At 36.2% G+C, this 23742-nt stretch carries 24 protein-coding genes; 18 read left to right on the forward strand and 6 right to left on the reverse strand.

What is annotated here, in order from left to right; translation table 11 throughout:
- Positions 1–9: 9 nt before the first annotated feature.
- The 9 genes from JL102_RS15340 (at position 10) to JL102_RS15380 (ending at position 9666) form a co-directional block, all read left to right on the forward strand.
- Complete coding sequence (locus JL102_RS15340; protein ID WP_202245309.1) at positions 10–2373, forward strand: ABC transporter permease; 2364 nt, start codon at positions 10–12, stop codon at positions 2371–2373.
- 296 nt (positions 2374–2669) lie between these two features.
- On the forward strand, positions 2670–3575 hold the full coding sequence (locus JL102_RS15345; protein WP_202245310.1) for a cupin-like domain-containing protein: 906 nt from the start codon (positions 2670–2672) through the stop codon (positions 3573–3575).
- 596 nt (positions 3576–4171) lie between these two features.
- On the forward strand, positions 4172–4342 hold the full coding sequence (locus JL102_RS15350) for a hypothetical protein (protein ID WP_202245311.1): 171 nt from the start codon (positions 4172–4174) through the stop codon (positions 4340–4342).
- A gap of 49 nt (positions 4343–4391) precedes the next feature.
- Positions 4392–4853, forward strand: a complete 462-nt coding sequence (locus JL102_RS15355) for an SRPBCC family protein (RefSeq protein WP_202245312.1) — start codon at positions 4392–4394, stop codon at positions 4851–4853.
- Positions 4854–5734: 881 nt separating this feature from the next.
- A complete protein-coding gene (locus JL102_RS15360) occupies positions 5735–7219 on the forward strand; it encodes an endonuclease/exonuclease/phosphatase family protein (RefSeq protein ID WP_202245313.1) in 1485 nt (494 codons plus the stop codon).
- 244 nt (positions 7220–7463) lie between these two features.
- Positions 7464–7619, forward strand: coding sequence for a hypothetical protein (locus JL102_RS15365; RefSeq protein ID WP_202245314.1), 156 nt, complete (start codon positions 7464–7466; stop codon positions 7617–7619).
- 130 nt (positions 7620–7749) lie between these two features.
- Positions 7750–7905, forward strand: coding sequence for a hypothetical protein (locus JL102_RS15370; protein ID WP_202245315.1), 156 nt, complete (start codon positions 7750–7752; stop codon positions 7903–7905).
- A 116-nt stretch (positions 7906–8021) separates the two neighbouring features.
- Positions 8022–8180 carry a hypothetical protein gene (locus JL102_RS15375; protein WP_202245316.1) on the forward strand — a complete coding sequence of 53 codons (159 nt, stop codon included), beginning with the start codon at positions 8022–8024 and terminating at the stop codon, positions 8178–8180.
- Between the two features lie 127 nt (positions 8181–8307).
- On the forward strand, positions 8308–9666 hold the full coding sequence (locus JL102_RS15380; protein WP_202245317.1) for a tetratricopeptide repeat protein: 1359 nt from the start codon (positions 8308–8310) through the stop codon (positions 9664–9666).
- A gap of 270 nt (positions 9667–9936) precedes the next feature.
- Here the strand turns inward: JL102_RS15380 and rsmG are convergent, their stop codons facing one another.
- Genes rsmG through JL102_RS15400 form a run of 4 tightly spaced genes read right to left on the reverse strand, consistent with a single transcriptional unit; the run spans position 9937 to position 12630 of the window.
- Positions 9937–10566: a 16S rRNA (guanine(527)-N(7))-methyltransferase RsmG gene (gene rsmG, locus JL102_RS15385; RefSeq protein ID WP_202245318.1), complete on the reverse strand. Its 630-nt coding sequence runs from the start codon at positions 10564–10566 to the stop codon at positions 9937–9939.
- Positions 10563–11000: a GNAT family N-acetyltransferase gene (locus JL102_RS15390; protein ID WP_202245319.1), complete on the reverse strand. Its 438-nt coding sequence runs from the start codon at positions 10998–11000 to the stop codon at positions 10563–10565. Before JL102_RS15390 ends, rsmG begins: the two co-directional genes overlap by 4 nt.
- A gap of 2 nt (positions 11001–11002) precedes the next feature.
- Positions 11003–11611, reverse strand: coding sequence for an RNA polymerase sigma factor (locus JL102_RS15395; protein WP_202245320.1), 609 nt, complete (start codon positions 11609–11611; stop codon positions 11003–11005).
- The gene (locus JL102_RS15400) at positions 11602–12630 is read right to left on the reverse strand and encodes a glycosyltransferase (RefSeq protein ID WP_237390613.1); all 1029 of its coding nucleotides are present in this window, start codon (positions 12628–12630) and stop codon (positions 11602–11604) included. Before JL102_RS15400 ends, JL102_RS15395 begins: the two co-directional genes overlap by 10 nt.
- 210 nt (positions 12631–12840) lie before the next feature.
- Here JL102_RS15400 and tgt point away from each other — a divergent pair, with 210 nt between their 5' ends.
- Genes tgt through JL102_RS15415 form a run of 3 tightly spaced genes read left to right on the forward strand, consistent with a single transcriptional unit; the run spans position 12841 to position 15994 of the window.
- Positions 12841–13971, forward strand: coding sequence for a tRNA guanosine(34) transglycosylase Tgt (gene tgt, locus JL102_RS15405; RefSeq protein ID WP_202245321.1), 1131 nt, complete (start codon positions 12841–12843; stop codon positions 13969–13971).
- A 34-nt stretch (positions 13972–14005) separates the two neighbouring features.
- On the forward strand, positions 14006–15079 hold the full coding sequence (locus tag JL102_RS15410; RefSeq protein WP_202245322.1) for an LptF/LptG family permease: 1074 nt from the start codon (positions 14006–14008) through the stop codon (positions 15077–15079).
- Positions 15080–15082: 3 nt separating this feature from the next.
- The gene (locus JL102_RS15415; RefSeq protein WP_202245323.1) at positions 15083–15994 is read left to right on the forward strand and encodes a DMT family transporter; all 912 of its coding nucleotides are present in this window, start codon (positions 15083–15085) and stop codon (positions 15992–15994) included.
- Between the two features lies 1 nt (position 15995).
- Here the strand turns inward: JL102_RS15415 and ispE are convergent, their stop codons facing one another.
- Both ispE and JL102_RS15425 read right to left on the reverse strand, forming a co-directional pair.
- On the reverse strand, positions 15996–16796 hold the full coding sequence (ispE, locus tag JL102_RS15420) for a 4-(cytidine 5'-diphospho)-2-C-methyl-D-erythritol kinase (protein WP_202245324.1): 801 nt from the start codon (positions 16794–16796) through the stop codon (positions 15996–15998).
- A gap of 77 nt (positions 16797–16873) precedes the next feature.
- Positions 16874–17686: an enoyl-ACP reductase FabI gene (locus JL102_RS15425; protein WP_202245325.1), complete on the reverse strand. Its 813-nt coding sequence runs from the start codon at positions 17684–17686 to the stop codon at positions 16874–16876.
- A gap of 173 nt (positions 17687–17859) precedes the next feature.
- On the opposite strand from JL102_RS15425, the gene murI reads away from it, so the two are divergent.
- The 6 genes from murI (at position 17860) to nuoK (ending at position 23741) form a co-directional block, all read left to right on the forward strand.
- A complete protein-coding gene (gene murI / locus JL102_RS15430; RefSeq protein ID WP_202245326.1) occupies positions 17860–18675 on the forward strand; it encodes a glutamate racemase in 816 nt (271 codons plus the stop codon).
- Between the two features lie 131 nt (positions 18676–18806).
- Positions 18807–19895 (forward strand): complex I subunit 1/NuoH family protein, encoded by a 1089-nt coding sequence (locus tag JL102_RS15435; RefSeq protein WP_202245327.1) that lies wholly within the window; start codon positions 18807–18809, stop codon positions 19893–19895.
- A gap of 10 nt (positions 19896–19905) precedes the next feature.
- Entirely contained in the window at positions 19906–21945 is a 2040-nt protein-coding gene (locus tag JL102_RS15440; RefSeq protein WP_202245328.1) for an ATP-binding protein, read from the forward strand.
- 108 nt (positions 21946–22053) lie between these two features.
- Complete coding sequence (locus JL102_RS15445) at positions 22054–22947, forward strand: 4Fe-4S dicluster domain-containing protein (RefSeq protein ID WP_202245329.1); 894 nt, start codon at positions 22054–22056, stop codon at positions 22945–22947.
- Positions 22916–23446, forward strand: coding sequence for an NADH-quinone oxidoreductase subunit J family protein (locus JL102_RS15450; RefSeq protein ID WP_237390614.1), 531 nt, complete (start codon positions 22916–22918; stop codon positions 23444–23446). The genes JL102_RS15445 and JL102_RS15450 overlap by 32 nt, the downstream gene beginning before the upstream one ends.
- Positions 23439–23741, forward strand: a complete 303-nt coding sequence (gene nuoK, locus JL102_RS15455) for an NADH-quinone oxidoreductase subunit NuoK (RefSeq protein WP_202245330.1) — start codon at positions 23439–23441, stop codon at positions 23739–23741. Before JL102_RS15450 ends, nuoK begins: the two co-directional genes overlap by 8 nt.
- Position 23742: the final 1 nt, after the last annotated feature.

Genomic DNA, 23742 nt, shown 5'->3' on the forward strand with positions numbered 1-23742 from the left:
CCTTAACCTATGTTTACCCATTATTTAAAGGTTTTTATTAGAGATTTATTTAAAAATAAGCTCTACATCAGTATTAATGTTTTAGGACTGGCCTTTGCTTTCACATTTTGCATGATCTCTTATCTTAGCTTTGAGTTTAATGAGAACTTTAATGCATTTCATACTCAAAAGGACAACATATATCGGATCAATAGTTTAAGAAAAGTTCAGGGCGAGCTTCAGCATTGGGGAGTGGTGCCATTACCCATAGGTGATGTTATTAAAAATGATATCGCTAATATAGACCAAGTAACCCGGTTTGTATATAGTAGTGTTAATTTCAAGAAAGATTATGATACCTTTAGCAGAAGGGTGGCTTATGCAGATGATGATTTTCTTGATATATTTTCTTTTCCACTGAAGTATGGTAGTAAGTCAGACTTTGGTGCAAAAGATTACATTTATCTTTCTGAAGAAACATCTGAGTTGTTTTTTAAGAGTGAAGACCCTGTAGGAAGAACTTTAAGAATTCTACTTAAAGATAATAGCTATGCTGAATTTCTAGTAGGTGGTGTTTTTGAGAAAATACCAGAAAATTCAAGCCTACAGTTTGATGCCGTTACCAATTTTCAAAATTATCTGGATTTTAATGAGGTAAAGAATAGCGATTGGTCACAATGGGTATATGCTACTTTTTTCACCACAAGTACTCCTCAGGCGGCTGCTGAGGTTGAAAAAAATCTAAGTAAATACCTTTCTGTACAAAACAGTCTTGAAGATATCTGGGATGTTAATAATTTCTATATCGATCCGATGATGGAGGTGGCTCCTGACGGGCGAGACATGTATGCTAACTATTTGGAACATAGTTTTATACCTTCAGCTATAGTAAGTCCTATTATTATGGCCGGGATAATTCTGTTGGTAGCTTGTTTTAATTTTACTAATACCAGTATAGCTCTTTCCAGTAAGAGGTTAAAAGAAATTGGCTTAAGGAAAGTATTCGGGGCTACACATTCTAAATTGATTAGTCAATTTTTAATAGAAAGCCTCTTTTTCTGCTTTTTGTCAATGCTGGTAGCTCTCATTATTGCTCAGAAGTTAATACCTGCCTACAGTAGCCTTTGGGTGGGGCTTGATATTGAGCTGCATTTTAATGACATCGCTTTTATTGTTTTTCTATTGATAATGGTGCTGATAGCTAGTTTTCTGGCTGGAGCATACCCTGCTTTTTTTATCAGCAAGCATGAGCCAGCACAGATTTTTAAAGAGAAGCTGAAATTTGGTAGCACTACGGTGTTTTCAAAATTTCTTCTTACCATTCAATTTTCATCCTCCTTGGCTGCGGTAGCTGCAGGAGTTATTTTTATGCAAAATGCAGAGTATCAAAATACACTTGACTATGGTTATGACAAAGAATCTCTTATAGTAGTTAAAGTAAATGGAAGGCAGCAGTATGAGCGGTTTTATCAATTAGCATCTCAGCACAGCAATACAATTGGAGTCAGTGGCAGCCAGCATCAAATAGGAGTAGATAATGGAGTGGCAGTAGTAAAGAGTGGTAGCGTAGAAGAGGAGGTTGATTTGCTTGAAGTAGGAGATGGCTATGTGGAAACCTTAGGTCTTCAAATAATAAATGGTCGTAATTTTCATAAACATTCAGAGGCAGATAGAAATAATGCAGTCTTGGTAAACGAGCAGCTCATGAGTGCTTTTGGCTGGAAAGATGCAGTAGGTAAGAAGCTAGAGATAAACGGTAAAGTTTATGAAGCGGTAGGCGTGTTGAAAAACTTTTATAATAAAGGCATGTGGGAAGCTATAAAACCGGTAGTAGTACAGTTAACTGCACCAGATAATTTTCATTACTTAATCACTAAAACAAATGCCTCAAATCTAATAGAGAGTAATGATTACCTAAAGCAAAACTGGAACTCTAATTTCAGTGAGCAATATGAGAGTTTTTACCAGGAAGACACCACAAGAGAAGCTCGGGTGGCTAATAGTAATGTGAAAAGCATATTTCTTTTTCTGGCTGTAGTAGCACTTATTTTGTCAGTTACAGGACTTTTTACAATGGTTTCTATAAAGGTGATTAGGAAGTTGAAAGAAATCGCTATTCGTAAATCATTGGGAGCATCATCTTTGCACATATTTTATGTAGTAAATAAAGAGTTCGTTATTCTACTTATTTTAGCCACCATATTAGGCAGTGCCTTTGGTTATTTGTTAGTGAATTTATTCCTTGACGGAATCTACGCTTATCACGTTAAGGTTTCTATTTTACCATTTCTACTCTCTGCTCTGGTAATATTTTTGGTGGCTTTTAGTACTATAAGTTACCGTATTATTTCAGCTATAAAAGCTAGTCCTATTAAAGCTTTACGTTCTGAATAAATATAAATTAATCACGCCTATTGGTGTGATTATGCAGTAATTAATTACTTGATTAATATCTTCTTTCAAAACCTTTAGAATTGGGTGGTATTTTAATCATCAATATTATTCTTTAGGATACTTTGCGTACTTCAAATGATGATTTCTGCATCATAAAACGCAAAGCTATTATCACAGAATATAATAACTCCGGAGTCAAAAGAACCCTTCCCCGTTCTGAGGTAGGCCAGATGTCCTATTGCTTTCTGAAAATTAACCTTTAAATCCAAATACTTAATATTTAACTCTAAACAGCTATGAATCAAAGTGTTTCAATATTTCCCTCAGAAATTGCAGAATCTCCATTGGATGTTGAGTACAATCTCAGTCCGCAAAAATTCTACAGTGAGTATGTAAGTAAAAATAAGCCAGTAATTATCAAAGATATGATGCAGCAGTGGAAGGCATATCATTGTTGGGATGAATCATATTTCGGTAATCTTACTATGGATAATAAGATTGTGGCTAAAAAAGGGGATGTGTCTAGAGGAGAACTTTCTTGCATGACATTAAAAGAATATGTACAGATCATTTCTACTCCATCCCGAAACAATAGACCTTCTCACTATCTTCATGATTTCCCAATATTTCAAATTATGCCTCAACTTAGCGATGATATAGAGCCTTTTCCTACAGACTTTTTACCTAAGTGGTACAAAGATAAATGGTGGAATTATATATGCTTTTTTATGGGTGCGGAAAATAGCTTTACACCTCCGCATATAGATACATTATTTACTAATAATCTATTTTTTCAAGTGAAAGGCTATAAGGAATTCACTATTGTATTGGCCAAAGACTTAGATAAATGTTATATGCATAAATGGAAGTGGTCTAAAGTGAATCTCGATAAACCCAACTACGATATGTATCCTTTATTTAAGGAGGTTGCACCTATTAAATTTCATGTGGGACCCGGCGATATTCTTTTTATGCCTGCTGGTACATTACATCAGGTGAGAGGTCTTACTAATTCTATTTCTTTTAATATTGATTGGCATACCAAGCAAACTGTAAGAAAAGGAATAGCAACCGCATTACGCAAAAGAGCGCCCAGGCCAAATATTATGTACAATATGTTAATAGCTTCTGGTTTATACTTGAATATACCATCCCGATTTATATTTCCGTATTACAAACCTTATTTTAGCTTTATAGCCTAAAAGAAAGATATTTTTAGACTTTTTACTTCATGAAGAAATATAAAATAGCTGTAAGTTGATATAGAGGAGAGTTTAGCCTTAAGAGCTTCCTTGCTACATGCTTATACAAATAACTGTTCTATTTAAAACATTGATGATGGTTGTTTTTCTTCATAATTGAAATAGAGGAAAGCACCTTGTTAATACCCCATTACTAGAGTATAAAGCTTTAGTAGTGGGGTATTTCTGCTTTGTAAATGGTCTAATTCAAATGAGATTTGGCCAGAGATTCTATTAATATTATAGCTGCATATTTAGCTTTTGCATCTTCTTAAAATAGTTTGTCTTGAGTGTTAACGTGGGCTGCTGCATCTTTTATTGAAGATTGCCTGCCAAGTAAGTCCTTAATTGAAGCTTCAAGATATCATGAATATTTATAGGTTGATAGGAGGTAATGAGAATGGAATTTTTTGATAATAACGAATACATAATCTTTCATAATTATTTATTTATTTTGATTTTATTGTATTAATTTATGCTTAAATTTTATTTATGAAATATCAGTGTCACATCCCTTGCAGTTAATTGGTGGGGCATAAACATTTATTAAGAATTCAATGAAGGCTTTTGACCCTACTTTATATGACGATATAAAAATGTGGATTGACTTAATTATTAATAATTCAGTGTTGATCAATAACTCTAACAGAAAGCAGAGGCACCTGTATTTCTCAATACTTAGAGATCAGGTATTTCAGAAGAGGGAGATGCTCGGTGTGATGGGATAGTGCCAAACATATTTATCTACAGTATTTATTCAACCTAAACCAAATACTCATGATTACTTTTACTAATAACCTTGTTATAAACTCAAGGCTAGAAGAGGTTTATGACTTTATTTTAGAATGTGAAAATTTACCTAAATGGAATTATTATGTTACTTCAGTAACTAAGGTAGAAGGAGAGGGGGAAGGAAGTGTGTATTTTCAACGACGCAAGAATGATCAGCAGTATTTTAAAATATCAGAGCTGGTGCCATACCAAAAGGTGGTGTTACAGTCAGTGAAATCAGCCGACAGCCCTATACATTTTCATAGAGTTTTTATATTGAGTAGAATGGTAGATCATTCTACTGCCATAAAGGATGTATTTCAGGTAGATACCGAATACCCTAGCCTGATGGAGTTTTTCTTTAAAAGGAAGATAAAAAAGGCGGTGGCAGATAACCTGCAAAAACTGAAAGAACTGCTAGAAAATCGCCAAACCGTATTGCAAGATGGTCGGCTACAGACTATATGAGGAAGATGCATACACTTTTATTTACTAGTAGCCAATGTTCAAGGGAGGCGAAATGTGCAAACACAGATATTAGGATTTCTTTGGAATAAAATTATCATAAGTACTGGTTAATATATTATTCTATTACGTACGGAAGCAAAACTAACACAATAGTTTTCTTGTCTGCAGTTCACTATTTTGCTGATCTATTTAGTTTACACTATTAAGGATAGGGTGCGAATCATATTTGCCTTTCTCCTAATAATAAGGATTGTTATATCTGGATGCGCAATTTACGCTACAGCTGCCAATTGGAGATTCCAGATATTTTATCTTTAATCACCATGGTATGGGCATAAACAGTTTATTGTATTACTCTGAATAATGCTATAGAGCAATTTTAAGCTATCAGGGTAAGCGCATGGAGAAATATTGAAAGAAGGCACTAAGGAGAGGTAGCCCTACACTTTGTTTTTAGAATTAAAATTATTATTTATATAAATTAAGTTTTATATCTAAGCCTAATTTTTTCATGCCACTGTCTTCAGTGATGCCGAGCCTTCAAGTCACTGATTTTTAACTAGGTTGGTTCAATTCAAACCTTCAATTCTGAAACTCATAATATATTTTTTATTCCATATAATGTTGTCCTAAATGATGGGAAAAAGGATGGATTCACTGCTTAGGGTGTATTTTGGACGTTTTTTCAGTCTTCCGAACTCGCGCTTGTTGAAATCAGTGTTGTTATGAAACTAATATTACAAGGCTGACATTCGGACTTAATGATCTTAGGTAATTTACTTTCGAATCCATAGTTTGCGGTAAAAATCAATAGCCATGTTTTACCCCGATCAATTGACTACTAAACCTTATTGATTTTTTAAGAAAAATTTAAAACACAAATGAAAACAAAAATTCATCTAATTATTTTACTTTCTTTATGCAGCGTGGCTCTGCATGCACAAAATGTAAAAGTACTGTCTTTCAATATTCAACAACCATATAATACCAACTGGGACGGCAGAAAAGGCAATGTGGCAAATATTATTAATTCCAATCAGCCTGATGTAATAGGATCGCAGGAAGCACACGCATACATGGTCGATTATATTAAGTCTCAGTGCCCGGGTTATGCTTCATATGGTCGCGGGCGCGAATGCAATGGCAGTGGTGAGGGCTCTTTCATATTTTATAAGTCAGGGAAATATAGTGTAGACGAAAGCAATTCTGGAAGTTTTTGGTTCAAGGATAATTCGGGTGCATGTGGATCTGGCTGGGACCCCAACTACAACCGTATTTGCACCTATGTTCGATTAATAGAGAACTCATCAGGTAAGGCTTTTTATATATTTAACAGCCACTTTCCTACTCCTGAATTGTCATCGGCCCGCTCTAAAAGTGCGAAGTTACTTAGCCAAAAGGTGAATGATAGAAATATAAAAGACCCTGTTATCTTAACAGGTGATTTTAACTCTACAGAGGGTGATTTTGTAACTTCTTTCTTCAAATCAGGAAGTGACAATCCTGTTAAATTACGAGATACGTACCGCGATGTACACCCTTCAGGTGGGGGTAGCACTTTTGGAACTATAAAATTTGATTATATATATGTGCCGGCCTCATCCAATACTCAGACGGTGGCCAGTGAGGTTATATATACTCCGGTAGGATCAGATCACTTTCCTATATGGGCACAACTCAATCTTGGAGATTCTAACCCTCCTAGTTACTGGAGCATTACCATTAAAGGAAGCAATCAAAAATACTTAAGTTCTGAAGATGGGCAATCAGCCATGATGTGTGATCGTGAAAGTGCGGAAGGCTGGGAAGAATTTGATGTTATTGATCACCCCGATGGAAGGTTTTCACTCAGAGGAAGCAACGGAAAGTATGTCAGTTCTGAAAATGGAGACTCTCCAATGATGTGCGATCGTGAAACTATAGGCGATTGGGAAAAATTTACATGGGTGTCTCTTGAAGGTAATGCCTTTGCCATCTTAGGAAATAATGGAAAATACGTTAGCTCTGAAAATGGACTATCAGGGGTGATGTGCGACCGACCTGAAATTAATGACTGGGAAACCTTTTACTGGGCTACAGCTGCTAGCGGAGCCAGTGCAGGGAGGCAGGCTATCCAGAATGAGATATATATCAATAATGAGTTCACATTGTATCCTAATCCGGCTCACGACTACTTTAAGGTTTCAGGATTAGATACTAACTATGTGCAAGCCGACATTTACAGCATAGAGGGTACTTTGGTGAGTACAAGCTATGTTAATACAGAGAAGGCGATTGAAATTAGCCAACTTAAGGAAGGAACTTATTTACTGAAATTATCTAGTGAAAAGGGCGCAACACGATCACGACTATTGATTAAAAAATAATTGCTTTAATAGCACTAATGTGATTTTTAATATAAAGGCTGTCTGTAGACGGCCTTTATTATTTAACACTTATGTCAGCCTCATCCAAGGCAGACTAAAAGGGGGCTAACTCTCATGTAAGTATTGTGCTACTTTATATTTTTTACTTTAATGATTTTTTAGTTAGTTAACATCGATTTATAAGTAACAATTTGTCTATTCAGTTCGCTTTAATTCATTTTTCTAAATCAAAAAAAATAGACATATGAAAATAGTTAGACTACTTTTAATAATAATGGCATTTTCTTCATTTCCATCGCTTATTTCATGTGATGACCCTTATGAAGAAGTAGCTAATAATCAGGAAGATGTACTTACAGATCCTCCAGGGGGTGAAGGTGAATCTACCAGAGGTGATTAGAATCACAATTAATACGATTTTAATAAGATATACTCATGTTAATTTTCTCTATTCATTTTGTGGACAGGAATAAAAGAGTTGGCTTCTTTTTTCTATAATTATTAAACCCTAATCTAAAATTATATTACTTATGAAAATTATTCGACTTCTTTTAATAGCTGTAGTATTTTCTTCATTTTCATCTCTTATTTCATGTAATGACCCTTATGATGAAATAAATCATACTAATGAAGAATCTACGAATGAGACAGTAGGTGAAAATGGTGAATCTACCAGAGGTGATTAAAGATAAATCTATAACATTCATACAGTGGTTTATATTTTATTACATGAATTTATAAACCACTAAAAATAGCATGGATAATTTCTCTGCGAATAGACTAACTTTTAATAATAATCAACATGAAAATATTTAGACTACTTTTAACAATAATGGCTTTTTCTTCATTTTTAACACTTATTTCTTGTGCTGATGCTTATGATGAAATTAAAAAAAGTCAAAAGAACTCAAGTACAGAGACAGTTGGTGAGAACGGTGAAGATATTAGAGGCGGCAGTTAGGGATAATCCAAAATGATAATATAATTTAGGTTTGTAATTCTATGTAAGATATAACAATATATTAACTTTTTATTATTAATATTTTAAGATTACTTTATCCCCTGTAACAACCTAAACCTATTCTACTATGAACCTAGCCAAATATTTCATAATATTTGCAGGCTTTTTGTTTTTTGCGTCCTGCTCAGAAAATGATATTACCCCTGCAGAACTACCACAGGATACCGAATCTTTAGAAACTTTATTAGAGAAAGACATTGATCCTGTTACCCGACTGGAAGCCTATGATAAGCTTTCTTACGACTATGAGGCAGTTGATCTTGATAAAACCATTAATGTACTTGAGAAGCAGCTCAAGCTGGCTCAGGATATTGAAAACCAAGAATATCAAGCTAAGGCGTACCTAGGTTTAGGAATTATGTATGAAAAGAAGGGCCTATATTCAAAGGCTATCAACTCATACTTAAATTCGGCAGACCTAAACCAAGAGGTGCAAAATACCAAAGGGATAGCTCATAGCTTTAATAACATAGGCATTGTGTTTCTCCATATTAAAGGTTATGAACAGGCAATTCCCTACTTCAATAAGTCGGTGGAATTCTTTAGGCGATGTGAAAGTCAGAAATATTTATCCGTAGCTAAGTCAAACTTAGGTATTTGCTATTTGAAATTGAAAGAGTTAGATATTGCAAGTTCCTCTTTTCAAGAAGCCCTTACTATCCAAAAAGATATCGACCCAAGTAATTCGAAAAGACTGGCTTACCTTCATAATAAAATAGGTGAAGTTCATTTTAAAAAGGGTAATTACGAAAAAGCCGTTAACCAATATGAAGAAGCTCTAAGTCTTGATATCACGAACGATATCAAGTCTAACCTGTACAATAACATTGGAGAGTCTTTAATGCATTCAGGGAATTTGAAATTGGCTCAAAATTGGATAGAAAAGTCACTTCAATTAGAGAATGCATCTCCCAGTGATCCACAGATTCTAGTAATGAGATCCAACATTCAGGCTGAACTTTATCAATTGCAAAATAAACACTCCGAAGCCTTAGTAATCTTAAATGAAGCTATTCGTATTGCCAGCAAAGACACTTATAATGATGTACTTTTAACTTCTTTAGATTTAATTTCTCAGTCGCAGCGAGCTTTAGCCTTGTCTAATAGTAGCGTCGAGGTCAAAGATATTTTTAGAATTGAAGATCTACGAAAGCAGCAAGAGCAACTAAAATCCGAAGTGGTGGAGCAGCTTGACTATAATAAGCTACAGGTATTGCTAGATATGGAAATAAAAAATCACTACAAAGAGGTAAAGCAATCCAGGATTAATAGTCAGATAGCAGTCTACTTAAAGATATCTGGCCTAGCAATCGCTGCTATATTACTTATCTTGTGCTGCTTACTTATTTTCACCTATCAAAAGAAGAAAAAATATAAGCAAGATCACTTCATAGTTCAAAAAATCAAAAACGTACTGAATGAGTAGAAGGTGTTATTAGAGCCTTTATGGTTAGCTCAGTTAGGATAGTTTTAGGAGATCACTCAGCTGAAGGATTTGCTTTGCCGTGGCCATAGTAAGGCTGCTTTAGAGGAATGATAATTGATAGTCTCAATTAACTTACTCAAGCAGAGGTAGTAATATCGGCTGAAGCTTCAAGTATATTACACTAAACATTGGAAGCTATAAACTAAAGGAAAGTCATCGTTATGCGCCGCAGGAACGATAGACTTTCTGCTTAAAGTTATTATCTAAACCTTAGCTTATCGGCACATATACTACTTTTTTTGTTTCGAAGAATTCTTCTTCAAAATAGCTAGGCAGGTCATAGATCTCATATTTCTTCTTGGCTTCTTTAAGTTCTTCACTGAGATCACCTCCTTTAAGGTAGAGAATTCCGTTTTTGAGGTCATTGAAAGAGTCTGCTTTGAACTTATTTTTAACCCATTGGTAAAAAGGCTTTAGTCTGGTTACAGCACGGCTTACTACAAAGTCATAGTTATCAGAGAGTTGTTCTGCTCGGTTATGAAAGGCTTCTACATTTTGCAAACCAATAGATTCACTTACGCCATTTACTACTTTTATCTTTTTGCCAATGCTATCTACTAAAGTAAATTGTGTTTCAGGAAACATAATAGCCAGAGGTATACCAGGAAAACCACCTCCCGTACCAACATCTAGTACGGTAGTGCCAGGTTTAAAGCTTATTACTTTGGCTATACCCAAAGAGTGTAAAATATGCCTTATATAAAGCTCATCTATATCTTTTCTTGATATGACATTGATCTGGCTGTTCCAATCCTGATAGAGATCATATAATGCTTCATACTGAGATTTTTGTTCTGCCGTGAGATCAGGGAAGTATTTAAAGATAATGTCTGAATTCATATAAGTGCTTTTTCCAATAATATGCGGTGCTCTTCTGTTTTTTCCTTTTTCTCAATATTTATGATAGAAAAGCCGCTTTTCAGAGCAAAGATGAGCATTGGTTTGAAATGATTCCTGGTTTTGACCCTAATAAAATGGAAATTATGCTTTTTTACCCATTCTTCCTGCGTATCCGCCAGCTTTTTGGCTACTCCATACCGACGGTAATTTGGCAATACACCTCCAAACCATGAGTAGAAAATTTGATGGCCAAGGTCATAACCTAATTTAAAGCCAACAGCCTGCCCATTGACCAAGGCTTTCAAAGCTAAATACTTTACTCTGTCTAATCGTTTGTGATAGTCAGTGAGCTGATAAGGATTTTCGAATTCTGGGATATTTTTTGAAATAGCAATAATCTCCTCCAAAGAGGCTTGCTCTATCTGTATGTCCAAAATCAGATGTGTTCTTTTTTGTTTTTAACTAAGTCATACATAAGCTCCCGTGCACGGTGCAGCTGTGCTTTAACCGTACCTAGAGGCGCATTTAGTTCTTGGGCAATCTCCTCATAAGAGAATTCTTTGAAATATCGTAACCGTACCAGTTTTTGGTATTTAGCAGGTAGTTTAGTTACAAACATTTGAATTAGTTCTATCTTCTGACTTTTTATGGCCACTTCTTGTGGGTTGAGATTGTGGTCTTCTACATCTATATGTACGGCTTCACCATTGTCATCAGTAAAAGAAGAATCAAGGCTCATGGTTTCGAGCCTTTTCTTGCGTATAAAGTCTATGGCATTATTAGTAGCTATTCTAAAAAGCCATGTACTAAAGGTATAATCTTTTTTAAAACGATGCAGGTTTTTAAAGGCTTTCGCGAAAGCTTCAATGGTAAGATCTTCTGCGTCATCTACATTTCTCACCATTTTTAGAATCATGTGATATACAGGTCGTTTATATCTTTCCATGAGTTTAGCATAAGCTTGCTCATCACCATCCTTCACTGCCTGATCTATCAGTTTGAAATCTTCTAATGCTTTATCTGAAAACTGCTTTTTTAAATCCATCTCACCCGCTTTGTAAATAATGCCTTTAAGCCAATAATACTATAGTAAAACACAAAAATTATATCAAGGAAGATTAGGCTCCATAGGTTAAACCTGACTCCTAATTTTTTGCATGCAATGATAAACGTGAGATAAAGCAACAGGGTTTTTATAAAAAAACTACCTATTACAAAGTAAAGTTCAACCTGCATGCCCGTTTGAACTCCTAAAATTAGCCAAAAAAAGATATGACTTAATGAAAATAGTCCTAAAATAACCTTATTTCCTGATTTATAGTGTTTCCCTACAGCTAAATGGCGTATTTTCTGTCTGAAAAATAACTTCCAAGATGTTTTTGGCTTTGAGTATACTATGGTGTCTTCTCCTAGCGTAATAGCTGTATTCCCTTTATTTGTATGCTGATTAACAAAGAGGTCATCGTCACCTCCCATTACTTTCATATGTGCGGTAAAGCCTTTGTTTTCAATAAATAGGCTTCTGGTATAAGCTAGGTTACGTCCCACTCCCATGTAAGGTTTGCCTACTAGGGCCATGCCCAAGTACTGAATGGCAGTCCATAAGGTGTCAAAACGAATAAACGTATTTAAAAAGCCTTTTTGTTGCTCATAATATGAAAAACCCAAATTGATAGTTTTAGGAGATGCTAATTGTGAGGACATCTGTGTCAGCCAGTTATTGCTGGCAGGAGTACAATCAGCATCAGTAAGGATAATATTTTCTTTTTTGGCTGCTTTTATACCCAAAGTGAGTGCATATTTTTTGCCATTAAAATTTTCAGGCTTTTCATTTACTTTTACTATTTTGACCTTGCTGTTCTTAGCGGCTTCTTCAAGTAAAAAATCATAAGTTCCATCATAAGATCGATCATCTACTATAATGATCTCATAGTCAGGGTGGTTCTGCTCATAAAGTAAGGGGAGTAATCTTCTTAAATTTTCTTCCTCGTTATGAGCGCATACTATAAGCGAGGCTGGTAAAGGAGTGCCAGATTTATTTTTATATCTGCTAAAAGCAGCCATATATAATATATAATATATGCTCTGAATAAGCAGACAGGTAATGAGCAGGTAGGTTAAAATGCTAAGATGCATGATTAATAAAATGTGAATAGCAAATATAAATTTTCTTTTGAGCAAAGTTAGGTCTTTCCATGATGATTAGTAATCTTCTTAAAGTTTTCGGTCTCTTCATTTTAATGTTCTATTTTTGTGACTTTTTAAGAAAGTTCGATGAAGTTTAAGTTAGAAGCAAACGATACAGGCAGCAAGGCCAGAGCAGGAGTAGTAACTACTGATCATGGAGATATACAAACTCCCATATTTATGCCCGTGGGTACGGCTGGTTCCGTTAAGGCGGTTCACCAGAGAGAGCTCAAAGAGGACATAAAAGCCCAGATTATACTAGGTAATACCTATCACCTGTATCTCAGGCCCGGGCTGGATATTATAGAGAGGGCTGGTGGGCTGCATAAATTTAATGGATGGGACAGGCCTATACTTACTGACAGTGGAGGTTATCAAGTATATTCATTGGCTGATACCAGAAAGATAAAAGAGGAAGGAGTTACTTTTCAATCGCATATAGATGGATCCAGGCATAATTTTACACCAGAATATGTGATGGATATTCAAAGAACTATCGGCGCTGATATTATGATGGCTTTTGATGAATGCACACCATACCCTTGTGAGTATGACTATGCTAAAAACTCTATGCACATGACTCACCGCTGGCTAAAGCGCTGCTGTGATCATTTTGATAAAACAGAGGGCAAGTATGGCTATGATCAAACGCTTTTTCCTATAGTTCAGGGTAGTGTTTATAAAGATTTAAGGGTACAATCGGCTGAGATGATAGCCTCATTTGGTAGAGAAGGAAATGCCATAGGAGGCCTTTCTGTAGGAGAGCCAGCTGAAATGATGTATGAAATGACCGATTTGGTTTGTGATATATTGCCTAAAGACAAGCCCAGGTATCTTATGGGGGTAGGTACGCCAGCTAATATTCTGGAATGCATAGCATTGGGAGTAGATATGTTTGATTGTGTTATGCCCACCCGAAATGCCAGAAATGGCATGCTTTTCACCTCAGAAGGTATCATTAATATCAAGAATAAGAAGTGGGAAGATGATTTTTCTCCGATAGATTCAAATTTAGGAGGGTATGTAGATACCTTTTATTCAAAAGCGTATCTTCGTCATCTGATTATGAGTAAAGAAATTTTAGGCGCGCAAATTGCTAGCATACATAATCTCAGCTTTTACCTTTGGCTGGTAGGAGAGGCGAGGGAGCAAATAAAAAACGGCACCTTCGCTGATTGGAAAAACAGAATGGTGACTAAGGTGAGTCAAAGGCTGTAGGTAATATTATAAATCAAGTTTAAACCAAAGATTAGTGAAATTAATCGACCGTTACATTCTTAAGAAGTTTTTAGGTTCATTTCTATTTACTGTTTTTATAATAGTAGCCATTATAGTGGTGATAGATGTAACAGAGAAAACGGATAAGTATACTGAGGCACAACTATCCACACTGCAGGTTGTAGGCTATTATATGGATTTTATTCCCTGGATAGCTAATTTCATTACGCCTCTAACGGTGTTTATTGCTACTGTTTTTGTTACAGCGCGTTTGGCAGGGCATACAGAGATAATTGCTATCCTAAGTAGTGGGGTTTCCTTTAAAAGGATGATGGTTCCTTATCTTATAGGTTCTATACTCATTGCTTTGGTAAGCTTTGTGCTCACGGGATGGATTATTCCTAACTCTAATAAGTCCAGAGTAGCTTTTGAAATAGAATACCTTAAGAGTAAATTTTTCTTTGATAAAACAAACTATCATATCCAGGTAGCGCCTAACACATATCTTTACATGAGAAATTATAATAACCAATCTAACACGGGTTATAATTTTACGCTTGAGAAGATCAAAGGTACTGAGCTGACAGAAAAGTTATCCGCCTCTCGTATTAAATGGGATGATAAGAAAAATAAATGGACACTGAGCAATTGGGAGCTATTGGAGCTTGATGGGGCTAAGGAATCGCTATCAGAAGGCAGAACCATGGATACTACACTTGCCATACACCCCAGTGAGTTTGAGAATGATTATAGGAGTTATGATGCTATGACTATTAATGAGCTGGATGAGCATATAGCCAAATTAAGAATGCGAGGAGCCAGTAATGTAGAGGTTTTTGAAGTGGAAAAGTATACCAGATTTACTTCGCCTTTTGCTGTACTCATACTTACTTTTATGGGAGTAATAGTTTCATCAAAGAAAACTCGTGGAGGTGCTGGTTTCCAAATAGCACTCGGTTTTACACTTTCTTTTGTTTATATTCTATTCTTTATCATGAGTAAAACCATAGCTGAAGCAGGTGGATTGCCTCCTGCCTTATCTGTATGGTTTCCGAACATCTTGTTTGGAGGGATTTCTTTGCTCATGTATAAATACGTGCCGAGATAAATAATGTCTAATACCAAAGATTTTTTAAAGCTCCATTTTATTGTCTTAATCTGGGGCTTCACTGCTATTTTAGGATTGCTGATTTCTATCAATTCAGTAGAAATAGTTTTTTACCGTACGCTTATGGCCAGTGTTACCCTTTGGGTGATGCTTAAATTAAGGAAGAGGAATTTGAAAATTGGTAAATCGGCTATATTGAAAGTAGCTGGTACGGGATTGATCATTGCCGCCCACTGGATACTATTCTTTGCCGCAGCGCGTGTTTCTACAGCTTCTGTATGCCTGGCAGGAGCAGCTACTTGCTCTTTATGGACCAGCTTTATCGAACCCCTTTTTAATAAGAGAAAAGTAAAAGGTTTTGAAGTGGGGCTTGGGTTGATAGTGATCTTGGGCCTGTACGTTATTTTTCAATTTGAGTTTAACCATGCACTAGGCCTTTTTATGGGCATAGTAGCAGCTATGCTGGCAGCTATATTTTCTGTTATTAATGGTAAGTTTTCTAAAGAGTATAATCAATTTGTGATTACTTACTATGAAATGATAGGAGCTTGTGTTGGCTGTCTGTTATTTTTCCCTATTTATAAATACTTCTTTCTTCAAGGAGAAGAATTAAAATTAATCCCTCAAGGAATAGATTGGTTCTATCTGGTTATTTTATCATTAGTGTGTACTGTATATGCATTTTCAGCTTCAGTGGAGCTCATGAAGAGGATATCGGCCTTTATGGTAAACCTCACTATTAACCTGGAGCCTGTTTACGGAATTTTGCTGGCCGTGATCATCTTTGGAGAGAAAGAGAAAATGGAGCCTGGTTTTTATTATGGTACAGGTATTATATTATTGGCAGTGCTGTTATATCCTCTACTCAATAAAATCTTTAAAAGAAAGCCTTTGGAGGTAGATAACCTTAGATAGCTTATAGCTGAGCTTCCCAAATAATATTGGGGAGCTTCATAGAGGGCTTCTTATCAAAAATACCAAACACAGAAGCGCCAGAACCTGTCATGCTAGAGTAGGTTGCTCCGGCTTCGTATAGCTCATTTTTTACTTTAGAAATGGAGGGAAACTGTTGGAAAACGGAGTTTTCAAAATCATTGTTTAGAACATTTTTCCATTCGCTTAAAGGCTTATTTTTAATAATATCAGTTATTGATATCTCAGGCTGCTTTGGGGTGACCTTGCTATAGGCTTGAGCGGTACTCACATGCACTTCAGGGTAAATAAGTATCAGGTATTTGCCTTCTAGCGAAAGTTCTATTTCAGAAAAAACATTTCCTGTACCCTCCACTAAAACAGGTTTGTTTTCTATAAAAAACGGGCAATCACTTCCTAGCCTGGACGCGTAATCTTCCATGGTTTTGGTAGATAGGTTGAGTCCAAAGAGTTGATTAAGGCACTTAATGGTAAAGGCACCATCAGCGGAGCCTCCGCCGAGGCCAGCGCCCATCGGTATAATTTTATGTAGGTGAATACTTACCGGTGGCAGTTTATACGCTTCTTTGAGGAGATTATAAGCCTTAATGATCAGGTTGTCCTCGGTATTTCCAGGTATTGGTAGGCCCGTAGATACGAAGCTGAAGTCATTGTCTGGAAGAATTTCTAAAATATCAGTAAAAGGCAAAGGATAAAAAACTGAGGAGATATTGTGATAACCATCTTCTCTACGCGATAGAATATTAAGCCCCAGATTGATTTTGATATTTGGAAATACGACCATTTACAGTGAAGGTGAAATAAAAAAGCTGCCTTATGAGTGATGAACACACTTAAGAAGGCAGCTTGTGATATTTTATACTATTTGGTAAGTGCAGCTACAATATCTTCAGTAATGCCTGAGTTAGAGAACCCACCATCATGCATCAGGTTCTGCATAGTAACCATACGAGTATAGTCTGAGAACATCATGAGTATGTAGTTAGCACAGTCATCGGCACTTGCATTACCAAGTGGTGACATCTTATCAGCATAGTCGAAAAATACATCAAAGCCTGTAACTCCACTACCAGCGGTAGTCATAGTAGGAGACTGAGAAATAGTATTTACTCTTACGTTTCCATTTTTAGCAAATCTGTAGCCATAGCTTCTGGCGATAGATTCTAGTACAGCCTTAGCCTGAGCCATATCAGAATAGTCAGGGAAAGTACGCTGAGAAGCGATATATGATAAGGCTAAAATTGACCCCCACTCATTCATGGCTTCTGTTTTTTCAGCAGTTTGTAATACCTTGTGAAACGACATGCCAGATATGTCTAATGTTTTTAGAAACCAGTCATAATTAAGGTCTCCGTATGACTTGCCTTTTCTAACGTTGGGGCTCATACCAATAGAATGCAGGACAAAGTCTAATTTTCCACCTAATACCTCCATTGATTTCTCAAAAAGGTTGGTAAGATCTTCTATGGATGTAGCATCAGCAGGGATCACTTCAGAGCCACATTCTTCAGCAAGTTTGTTTATCACTCCCATTCTTAATGCTATGGGAGCATTGGTTAATACAAACTCAGCGCCTTCTTCTTTAGCTTTAAGTGCGGTTTTCCAGGCAATTGAGTTCTCATCAAGTGCTCCAAAAATAATTCCCTTTTTACCTTTAAGTATGTTATTACCCATGGTCAGTATTATCTTGATTAGTTAATATTAGCTGCAATTATACAAAAATATTTAGCTAAATGCGGAAGGTTCTTTAATGATGCCCATTTCTAAAGCTATTTTTTGATATTAAATCTTACATGCTTTGATTCTTTAATAATAGATTTGCCTATAATAAGTAATAATAAATTTAAATGAAAAGTAAAAAAGCAAAGCCGGTTGGAATTTTTGATAGTGGGATAGGAGGGCTTACCGTAGCACATGCAATTAGAAACGTTCTTCCTGAGGAGTCTATGATCTATTTTGGAGATACGGCTCACTTGCCCTATGGAGATAAATCAGAAGCGGCGGTTCAGGCTTATTCGGTGAAGATAGCGGATGTGTTGCTAAATAGAGGTTGCAAGGTCATTGTTATTGCCTGTAATTCGGCCAGCTCGGCGGCTTATGAGTTACTGAAAGAATATGTGGGTAGCAGAGCCAAAGTGGTGAATGTAATTGATCCTATGATTAATTACATAAGAGAGAATTTCAAGGCCACTAAAATTGGACTTATAGGAACAAAACGTACTATTCAGTCAAATATTTATGCGTCTAAAATAGATCAGCTGGGGCAGCATATTGATTTGGTTTCTCAGGCCACTCCCTTACTAGTGCCTATGATTGAGGAAGGCTTTTTTAATAATAAGATAAGCAGTGAAATCATTGATGAATATCTTAGTGATGCGATGTTTGAGGGTATAAAGGCATTAATACTCGGTTGTACTCACTATCCGCTAGTAAAAAAGCAGATAGAAAACTACTATCAGGGTAAGGTACAGGTGCTTGATTCTTCGGAGATTACAGCCCGGTATTTAAAAAGCTTCCTACAAGAATTAGATATGCTAAATGAGCATCCCAACTTAGTGGATGACCATTTTTTAGTTTCTGATTATACGGAATCTTTTGAGGCTTCTACCAAGATTTTCTTTAGGCAAAGGGTGAATTTGGAGAAATATCCTTTATGGGATTAATTCCACGTGTTTTATTTGAAAATCAAAATATAATTTTGGTTATTCGGGTTTTTAAAGGTCATTGATCAGCTGCTCACAATAACATTATTTAGAGTGATTTCTTAATTTGCGAGTCAGCTAAAGAGATAATTATGTCAACTATTCTTTTTTTTCTTCCTTTTCTGTTATTGTTTGCTGTTTTAGCCATTTATGCAGAACGAAAGGTTTCGGCATTTATACAAGATAGGTACGGCCCTATGGAAGTCGGGTATTATGGTATACTTCAAACGGTGGCTGACTTGGTGAAGCTATTGCAAAAAGAGGATATTGTGCCTACTAAGGCCGATAGAAAGCTTTTTTTAATAGCCCCAATATTAGTTTTTACCTTTGTTTTTGCTGGTTTTGCTGTGGTGCCTGTCACTTCAGGTTGGGAGGGCGCTCCCATTCAAACAGGAGTATTCTTTCTTTTGGCTATAGTTTCTTTAGATACTATAGGTATTATTATGGCAGGCTGGGCTTCTAATAACAAGTACTCTCTATTTGGAGCTATGAGATCAGCCGCACAAATTATATCCTATGAAGTGCCTCTTACTTTGAGTGTGCTTTCTGTAGTGATGATTAGTCAGACATTAGATTTACAGCAAATTTCTATACAGCAAGGGGTACACGCTGTAGGGCAGGAAACAAATTATCTATTTGGAATAAAAGCATTAGGCATAGATGTAACAGAAATAGGTGGTTTTCTTACTTGGAATGTTTTTAGAGTACCTATTTTATTTATTACCTGGATTATCTTTTTTATTACCTCGTTGGCAGAGAGTAATCGTGCTCCTTTTGACTTGCCCGAGGCTGAGTCTGAGCTAGTAGCTGGTTTTCAGACTGAATACTCAGGCTTTAGGTGGTCGCTGCTCATGTTAGCTGAATATGGCATGATGCTATTAGTAAGTTTTCTCGGTGTAATATTATTTCTAGGTAGCTGGAACTCCCCACTACCTAACATAGGAAGCGTGAGGCTGGCCGATTGGACTACAGGTGAAATAGGAACTCTTTCAGGACACCTTTGGAGTGCTTTTTGGTTAATAGCTAAAGCTTTATTGATGGTATTAATTCAAATATGGGTCCGTTGGACCTATCCTAGAATTAGAATTGATCAATTAATGAGCGTAGGATGGAAGTACCTTACTCCAATAGCACTCTTTGTTTTACTTATAGCAGCTGTGTGGAGATTATTTATGATTTAAAGTATGATAATTGAATAGAAGGCTTTTAATTTTAATCATTTTCTTTTGCTTTTTTGATCACTCCCAAGGGCAGTCTAGTAAACTGATTGAGAATAAATTTCTCGATCCGATAGGAGAGAACAATAATCCTAATTCTGCAGTAATTGACTCACTGCTAAAGCTCGTTCATGAGTATGATCTTGATAATATAGACACCTCCATTTATTTGGCTAATAAAGTTCGTGAACTGGCCATAGTATCTAATAATCCCAAATATCAGGCAGAGGCAGCGGTTAAATTGGCCTTTTATTATAATGTGCAGAGTAATTATCAAAAGGCGCTTAAGCTAGACCTGGAAAGCCTTCGGCTCTATAAAAAATTGGGAAATGGCAGAGGAGTGACCAAGTCTTTCAATAACATAGGGGAAGATTACTTCGAGTTGGATCTTTTTAGTGATGCTTATGACTATTATCAAAAAAGCCTGAGGAAAGCCAAGGAAATCGAAGATGAGCTTTATGTAGTGATTTCTACTTATAATATAGGCAGGGTACTGAAGTCTATGGGCCAGTTAGAGAAAGCTATGGAATATATCCAGCGTTCCCTTGAACTTAGCCGAGCAATAGATGACAAAGAAGGAACGGCTTATTCATATCATGATATTGGAGAAATATTGATTTTAGAAGGCGAATATGACCAAGCCTTAGAAAAACTACAGTATGCTTTAAAAATGAGTAGGCAGCTTTCTATCAAAGTGCTGACCCCTAAGATATTGCATAAAATAGCGGTGGCTTATGAAAACCAGGAGCAATTTGATCAGGCTTTAAACTATCATGATAGTTCTTTGCTAATCTACCAGAATATCAACAGCAAAAGTGGTGTAGCAGAGGCTTATCTGGGCATGGGTGCTGTATATCGTAAAATGTCAGCTTATAAAGAAGCAAATAGTTTTATAGAAAAATCTTTGGAAATTTCAACTAATATTAAGGATAGGGATCTAATCATAGCTTGCTACTATGAGCTGTCCTTATTGTACGAGCAGAAAGAATTTTTTAGGCAATCTTTAAATTATTATAAGAAATATAAGTCGCTGCAAGATAGTTTGTTTGGAGAGAAACATTGGGAGCAATTTGCTCAAATTCAGCTGAAATATGAAACTGCTAATAAGGATATGGAAATTAATTTTCTTAGTCAGCAAGAAGAGCAACAGAAACGGCAGCTTGAAAATGAAGCTTTTTTCAGGAATATTCTGGTGTTAATATTGGCCTTTACAGGAGTGCTGCTCATTACTTTGTATAGAAGCAGTATAAAAAGGAAGAAGATCAATAAACTACTGGTGCAGCATCAGCAAGAGTTGGAGGAGCAAAGTAGGGAAATGTCTGGTTTGCTGGCTATGAAAGATAAATTCTTTTCCATTCTTTCTCATGATCTCAGATCGCCTATTAATGCCATTATAGGTATTTTAGGCATGATAGATAGTGGCTATTTAACAAAGGAGGAGCTACAGCAGCTCACTAAGTCTCTGAAGCTTCGACTAGAAAGTACTAAAAAGCTGTTAGCTAATCTTATGGATTGGGCACTTGTACAAATGAATGAGATTACTATAAAAGACGAAGATATTCATCTACATGGACTGGTTCAGGAGAACATTAATTTCTTCAGGGATACCAATGATAAAAATATACAATTTATCAATAGTATGCCAGAAGGTATTATAGTACGTACTGATCACAATATGCTAGACCTGATCATAAGGAATCTGACTTCCAATGCTATTAAGTTTACTGAAGAGGAAGGTATGGTTGAGCTTGCCTGTGAAGATAAAGACCAGAAGTGGTTGATCATTAAAGTGATTGACAATGGTATAGGTATGAGTATGGAGCAACAGAATAACTTGTTTACTAATACGTCAGGCTTGCACTCAACCAGAGGTACTGCCAATGAGGAAGGTACGGGCTTAGGATTGAAGCTTTGTAAAGAATTCATAGAACGGATGGGAGGAGATATTTGGGTGAAGAGTGAGGAAGGTAAAGGAACAACTTTCTTGTTTACGGTCAAAAAGTCGCTACAATAGTGAGCTTTTTTATTTAATCTTTCATTTCTTTGTCGTCCTTGTCAATAATTAAAGTAGTCAGGAAATAACATTTTATTCTTGGCCTTAATTCCAAATAAAAGGAAGCCTATGACAGCCTATTTTAAAAATATCGGAAATTCTATTTCTACCTTATGGACGGGGCTCAAGCTTACTTTAGGCCATATTGCTAAGGCTACTCATACCGTACAGAACAAGGATATTACCAGTGATAATTATTTCGATGATCAGGATGGTATCATGACGGTGGCTTACCCGCATGAAAGTATCCCTGTGCCAGACAATGGCCGATACAGGCTGCATAATGAAATAGATGACTGTATAGTGTGTGATAAATGTGCTAAAATATGTCCTGTTGATTGTATTGATATAGAGCCAATAAAAGCGGTAAATACTTTCGGAAAAACCTCTGATGGCACCCCTAAGCGTATTTATGCTGCCAAATTTGATATTAACATGGCTCAATGCTGTTTTTGTGGTTTGTGTACCACTGTGTGCCCCACAGAATGCTTAACCATGACTAAAGCCTATGATTTTAGCGAGTATGATGTAGCAGATCATACTTATTCTTTTGCTACCATGACTCCTCTGGAAATACTCACTAAGAAGCAAGAGCTGGAAGAGCATGAAAAGAATAAAGCAGCAGCTAAAACAGCTTCTTCTGGCGTGTCTAAAGCGGCCAGGCCTGTAGCTAAGCCTAGGCCAGTAAGTAAGCCTAAACTGAATACAAGTGAGAACAAAGAACCCCAGGCAGGTAAAAATGAAGAAGTAGAAAATAAGCCAAAGCCTAAATTTAAGCCTAAAATGAAGCCCAAGATAAAAACCAGTGGTGAAAAGGCTGAGAAAGAAGGTAATGAAAATAAAAAGAATCAAGCAGAAGATACGCCTAAGGCTAAGCCTGTTATGAAAAGGCCTAAGCCTGTGATGAGACCTAAGAAGAAGTCATCGGATAATGATGAGAAAGGGGATGGTAGTGCTGATTGAGATACCTTTTTACATTTTTTCAGGGCTGGCGATTCTATTTGCGGGAGTGATTTTATTCACCAAAAACCTGCTTTATGGCGCTTTTTCTTTAGTAGGAACATTTTTGTGTGTAGCCGCTATCTACGTTTTGGCTCAGGCCGAATTTGTAGCCGTAACACAGCTCATGGTTTATGTAGGGGGCATTGTGGTCCTTCTCATATTTGGAGTAATGCTTACCAATAAGATTACTGATAAAGGAATTATCACATCATCATATAACCGTTTTTTAGGTGCTATAATAGCTATTTCACTTTTTGTGGTGCTTTTCTATGGTATTCTTAAGATTAACTTTGGTGCCGTTAAAGGTCAAAGTGCTGATATGAATAATGTGAATCAAATAGGGGTGGAATTATTAACGGAGTATCTGCTGCCGTTTGAGATTGCAGCGGTAGTTTTGCTAATAGCACTTATTGGGTCTTCCGTTATTTCAGGGTATAAAACTAAAGAGACTGATGAGTAGTGAATATTATTTTATACTAGCTGCCGCTCTTTTTTGCATAGGCTTGGCCGTAATCATTACCAAGAAGAATGCCGTTATGGTTTTGATGGGGGTAGAACTGGTTTTGAACGCAGCGAATATTAACTTTGTGGCGGTTAATAAGAATAATTTAGTTTCTCTTGACGGGCAGTTTTTTGCCCTTTTTGTAATTGTAATGGCAGCTGCTGAGGCCGCTGTGGGACTAGCCATTATATTGAAGCTCTTTAAATATTATAAAACCACAGAATTAGATAAAATTAATCAATTGAAAGGATAAA

This window comes from Fulvivirga sediminis (genome assembly GCF_016757215.1).
GTDB lineage: Bacteria > Bacteroidota > Bacteroidia > Cytophagales > Cyclobacteriaceae > Fulvivirga > Fulvivirga sediminis.

Coding starts and splice junctions, on each gene's coding strand:
- JL102_RS15370 (WP_202245315.1), top strand. CDS start 7,750: ATGAAAATTATTCGACTTCTTTTAATAGCTGTAGTATTTTCTTCATTT.
- tgt (WP_202245321.1), top strand. CDS start 12,841: ATGAAGTTTAAGTTAGAAGCAAACGATACAGGCAGCAAGGCCAGAGCA.
- JL102_RS15400 (WP_237390613.1), bottom strand. CDS start 12,630: ATGGCTGCTTTTAGCAGATATAAAAATAAATCTGGCACTCCTTTACCA.
- JL102_RS15445 (WP_202245329.1), top strand. CDS start 22,054: ATGACAGCCTATTTTAAAAATATCGGAAATTCTATTTCTACCTTATGG.
- nuoK (WP_202245330.1), top strand. CDS start 23,439: ATGAGTAGTGAATATTATTTTATACTAGCTGCCGCTCTTTTTTGCATA.
- JL102_RS15380 (WP_202245317.1), top strand. CDS start 8,308: ATGAACCTAGCCAAATATTTCATAATATTTGCAGGCTTTTTGTTTTTT.
- JL102_RS15450 (WP_237390614.1), top strand. CDS start 22,916: ATGATGAGAAAGGGGATGGTAGTGCTGATTGAGATACCTTTTTACATT.
- JL102_RS15355 (WP_202245312.1), top strand. CDS start 4,392: ATGATTACTTTTACTAATAACCTTGTTATAAACTCAAGGCTAGAAGAG.
- JL102_RS15360 (WP_202245313.1), top strand. CDS start 5,735: ATGAAAACAAAAATTCATCTAATTATTTTACTTTCTTTATGCAGCGTG.
- JL102_RS15395 (WP_202245320.1), bottom strand. CDS start 11,611: ATGGATTTAAAAAAGCAGTTTTCAGATAAAGCATTAGAAGATTTCAAA.
- JL102_RS15340 (WP_202245309.1), top strand. CDS start 10: ATGTTTACCCATTATTTAAAGGTTTTTATTAGAGATTTATTTAAAAAT.
- JL102_RS15375 (WP_202245316.1), top strand. CDS start 8,022: ATGAAAATATTTAGACTACTTTTAACAATAATGGCTTTTTCTTCATTT.
- JL102_RS15350 (WP_202245311.1), top strand. CDS start 4,172: ATGAAGGCTTTTGACCCTACTTTATATGACGATATAAAAATGTGGATT.
- JL102_RS15415 (WP_202245323.1), top strand. CDS start 15,083: ATGTCTAATACCAAAGATTTTTTAAAGCTCCATTTTATTGTCTTAATC.
- rsmG (WP_202245318.1), bottom strand. CDS start 10,566: ATGAATTCAGACATTATCTTTAAATACTTCCCTGATCTCACGGCAGAA.
- JL102_RS15425 (WP_202245325.1), bottom strand. CDS start 17,686: ATGGGTAATAACATACTTAAAGGTAAAAAGGGAATTATTTTTGGAGCA.
- ispE (WP_202245324.1), bottom strand. CDS start 16,796: ATGGTCGTATTTCCAAATATCAAAATCAATCTGGGGCTTAATATTCTA.
- murI (WP_202245326.1), top strand. CDS start 17,860: ATGAAAAGTAAAAAAGCAAAGCCGGTTGGAATTTTTGATAGTGGGATA.
- JL102_RS15365 (WP_202245314.1), top strand. CDS start 7,464: ATGAAAATAGTTAGACTACTTTTAATAATAATGGCATTTTCTTCATTT.
- JL102_RS15345 (WP_202245310.1), top strand. CDS start 2,670: ATGAATCAAAGTGTTTCAATATTTCCCTCAGAAATTGCAGAATCTCCA.
- JL102_RS15435 (WP_202245327.1), top strand. CDS start 18,807: ATGTCAACTATTCTTTTTTTTCTTCCTTTTCTGTTATTGTTTGCTGTT.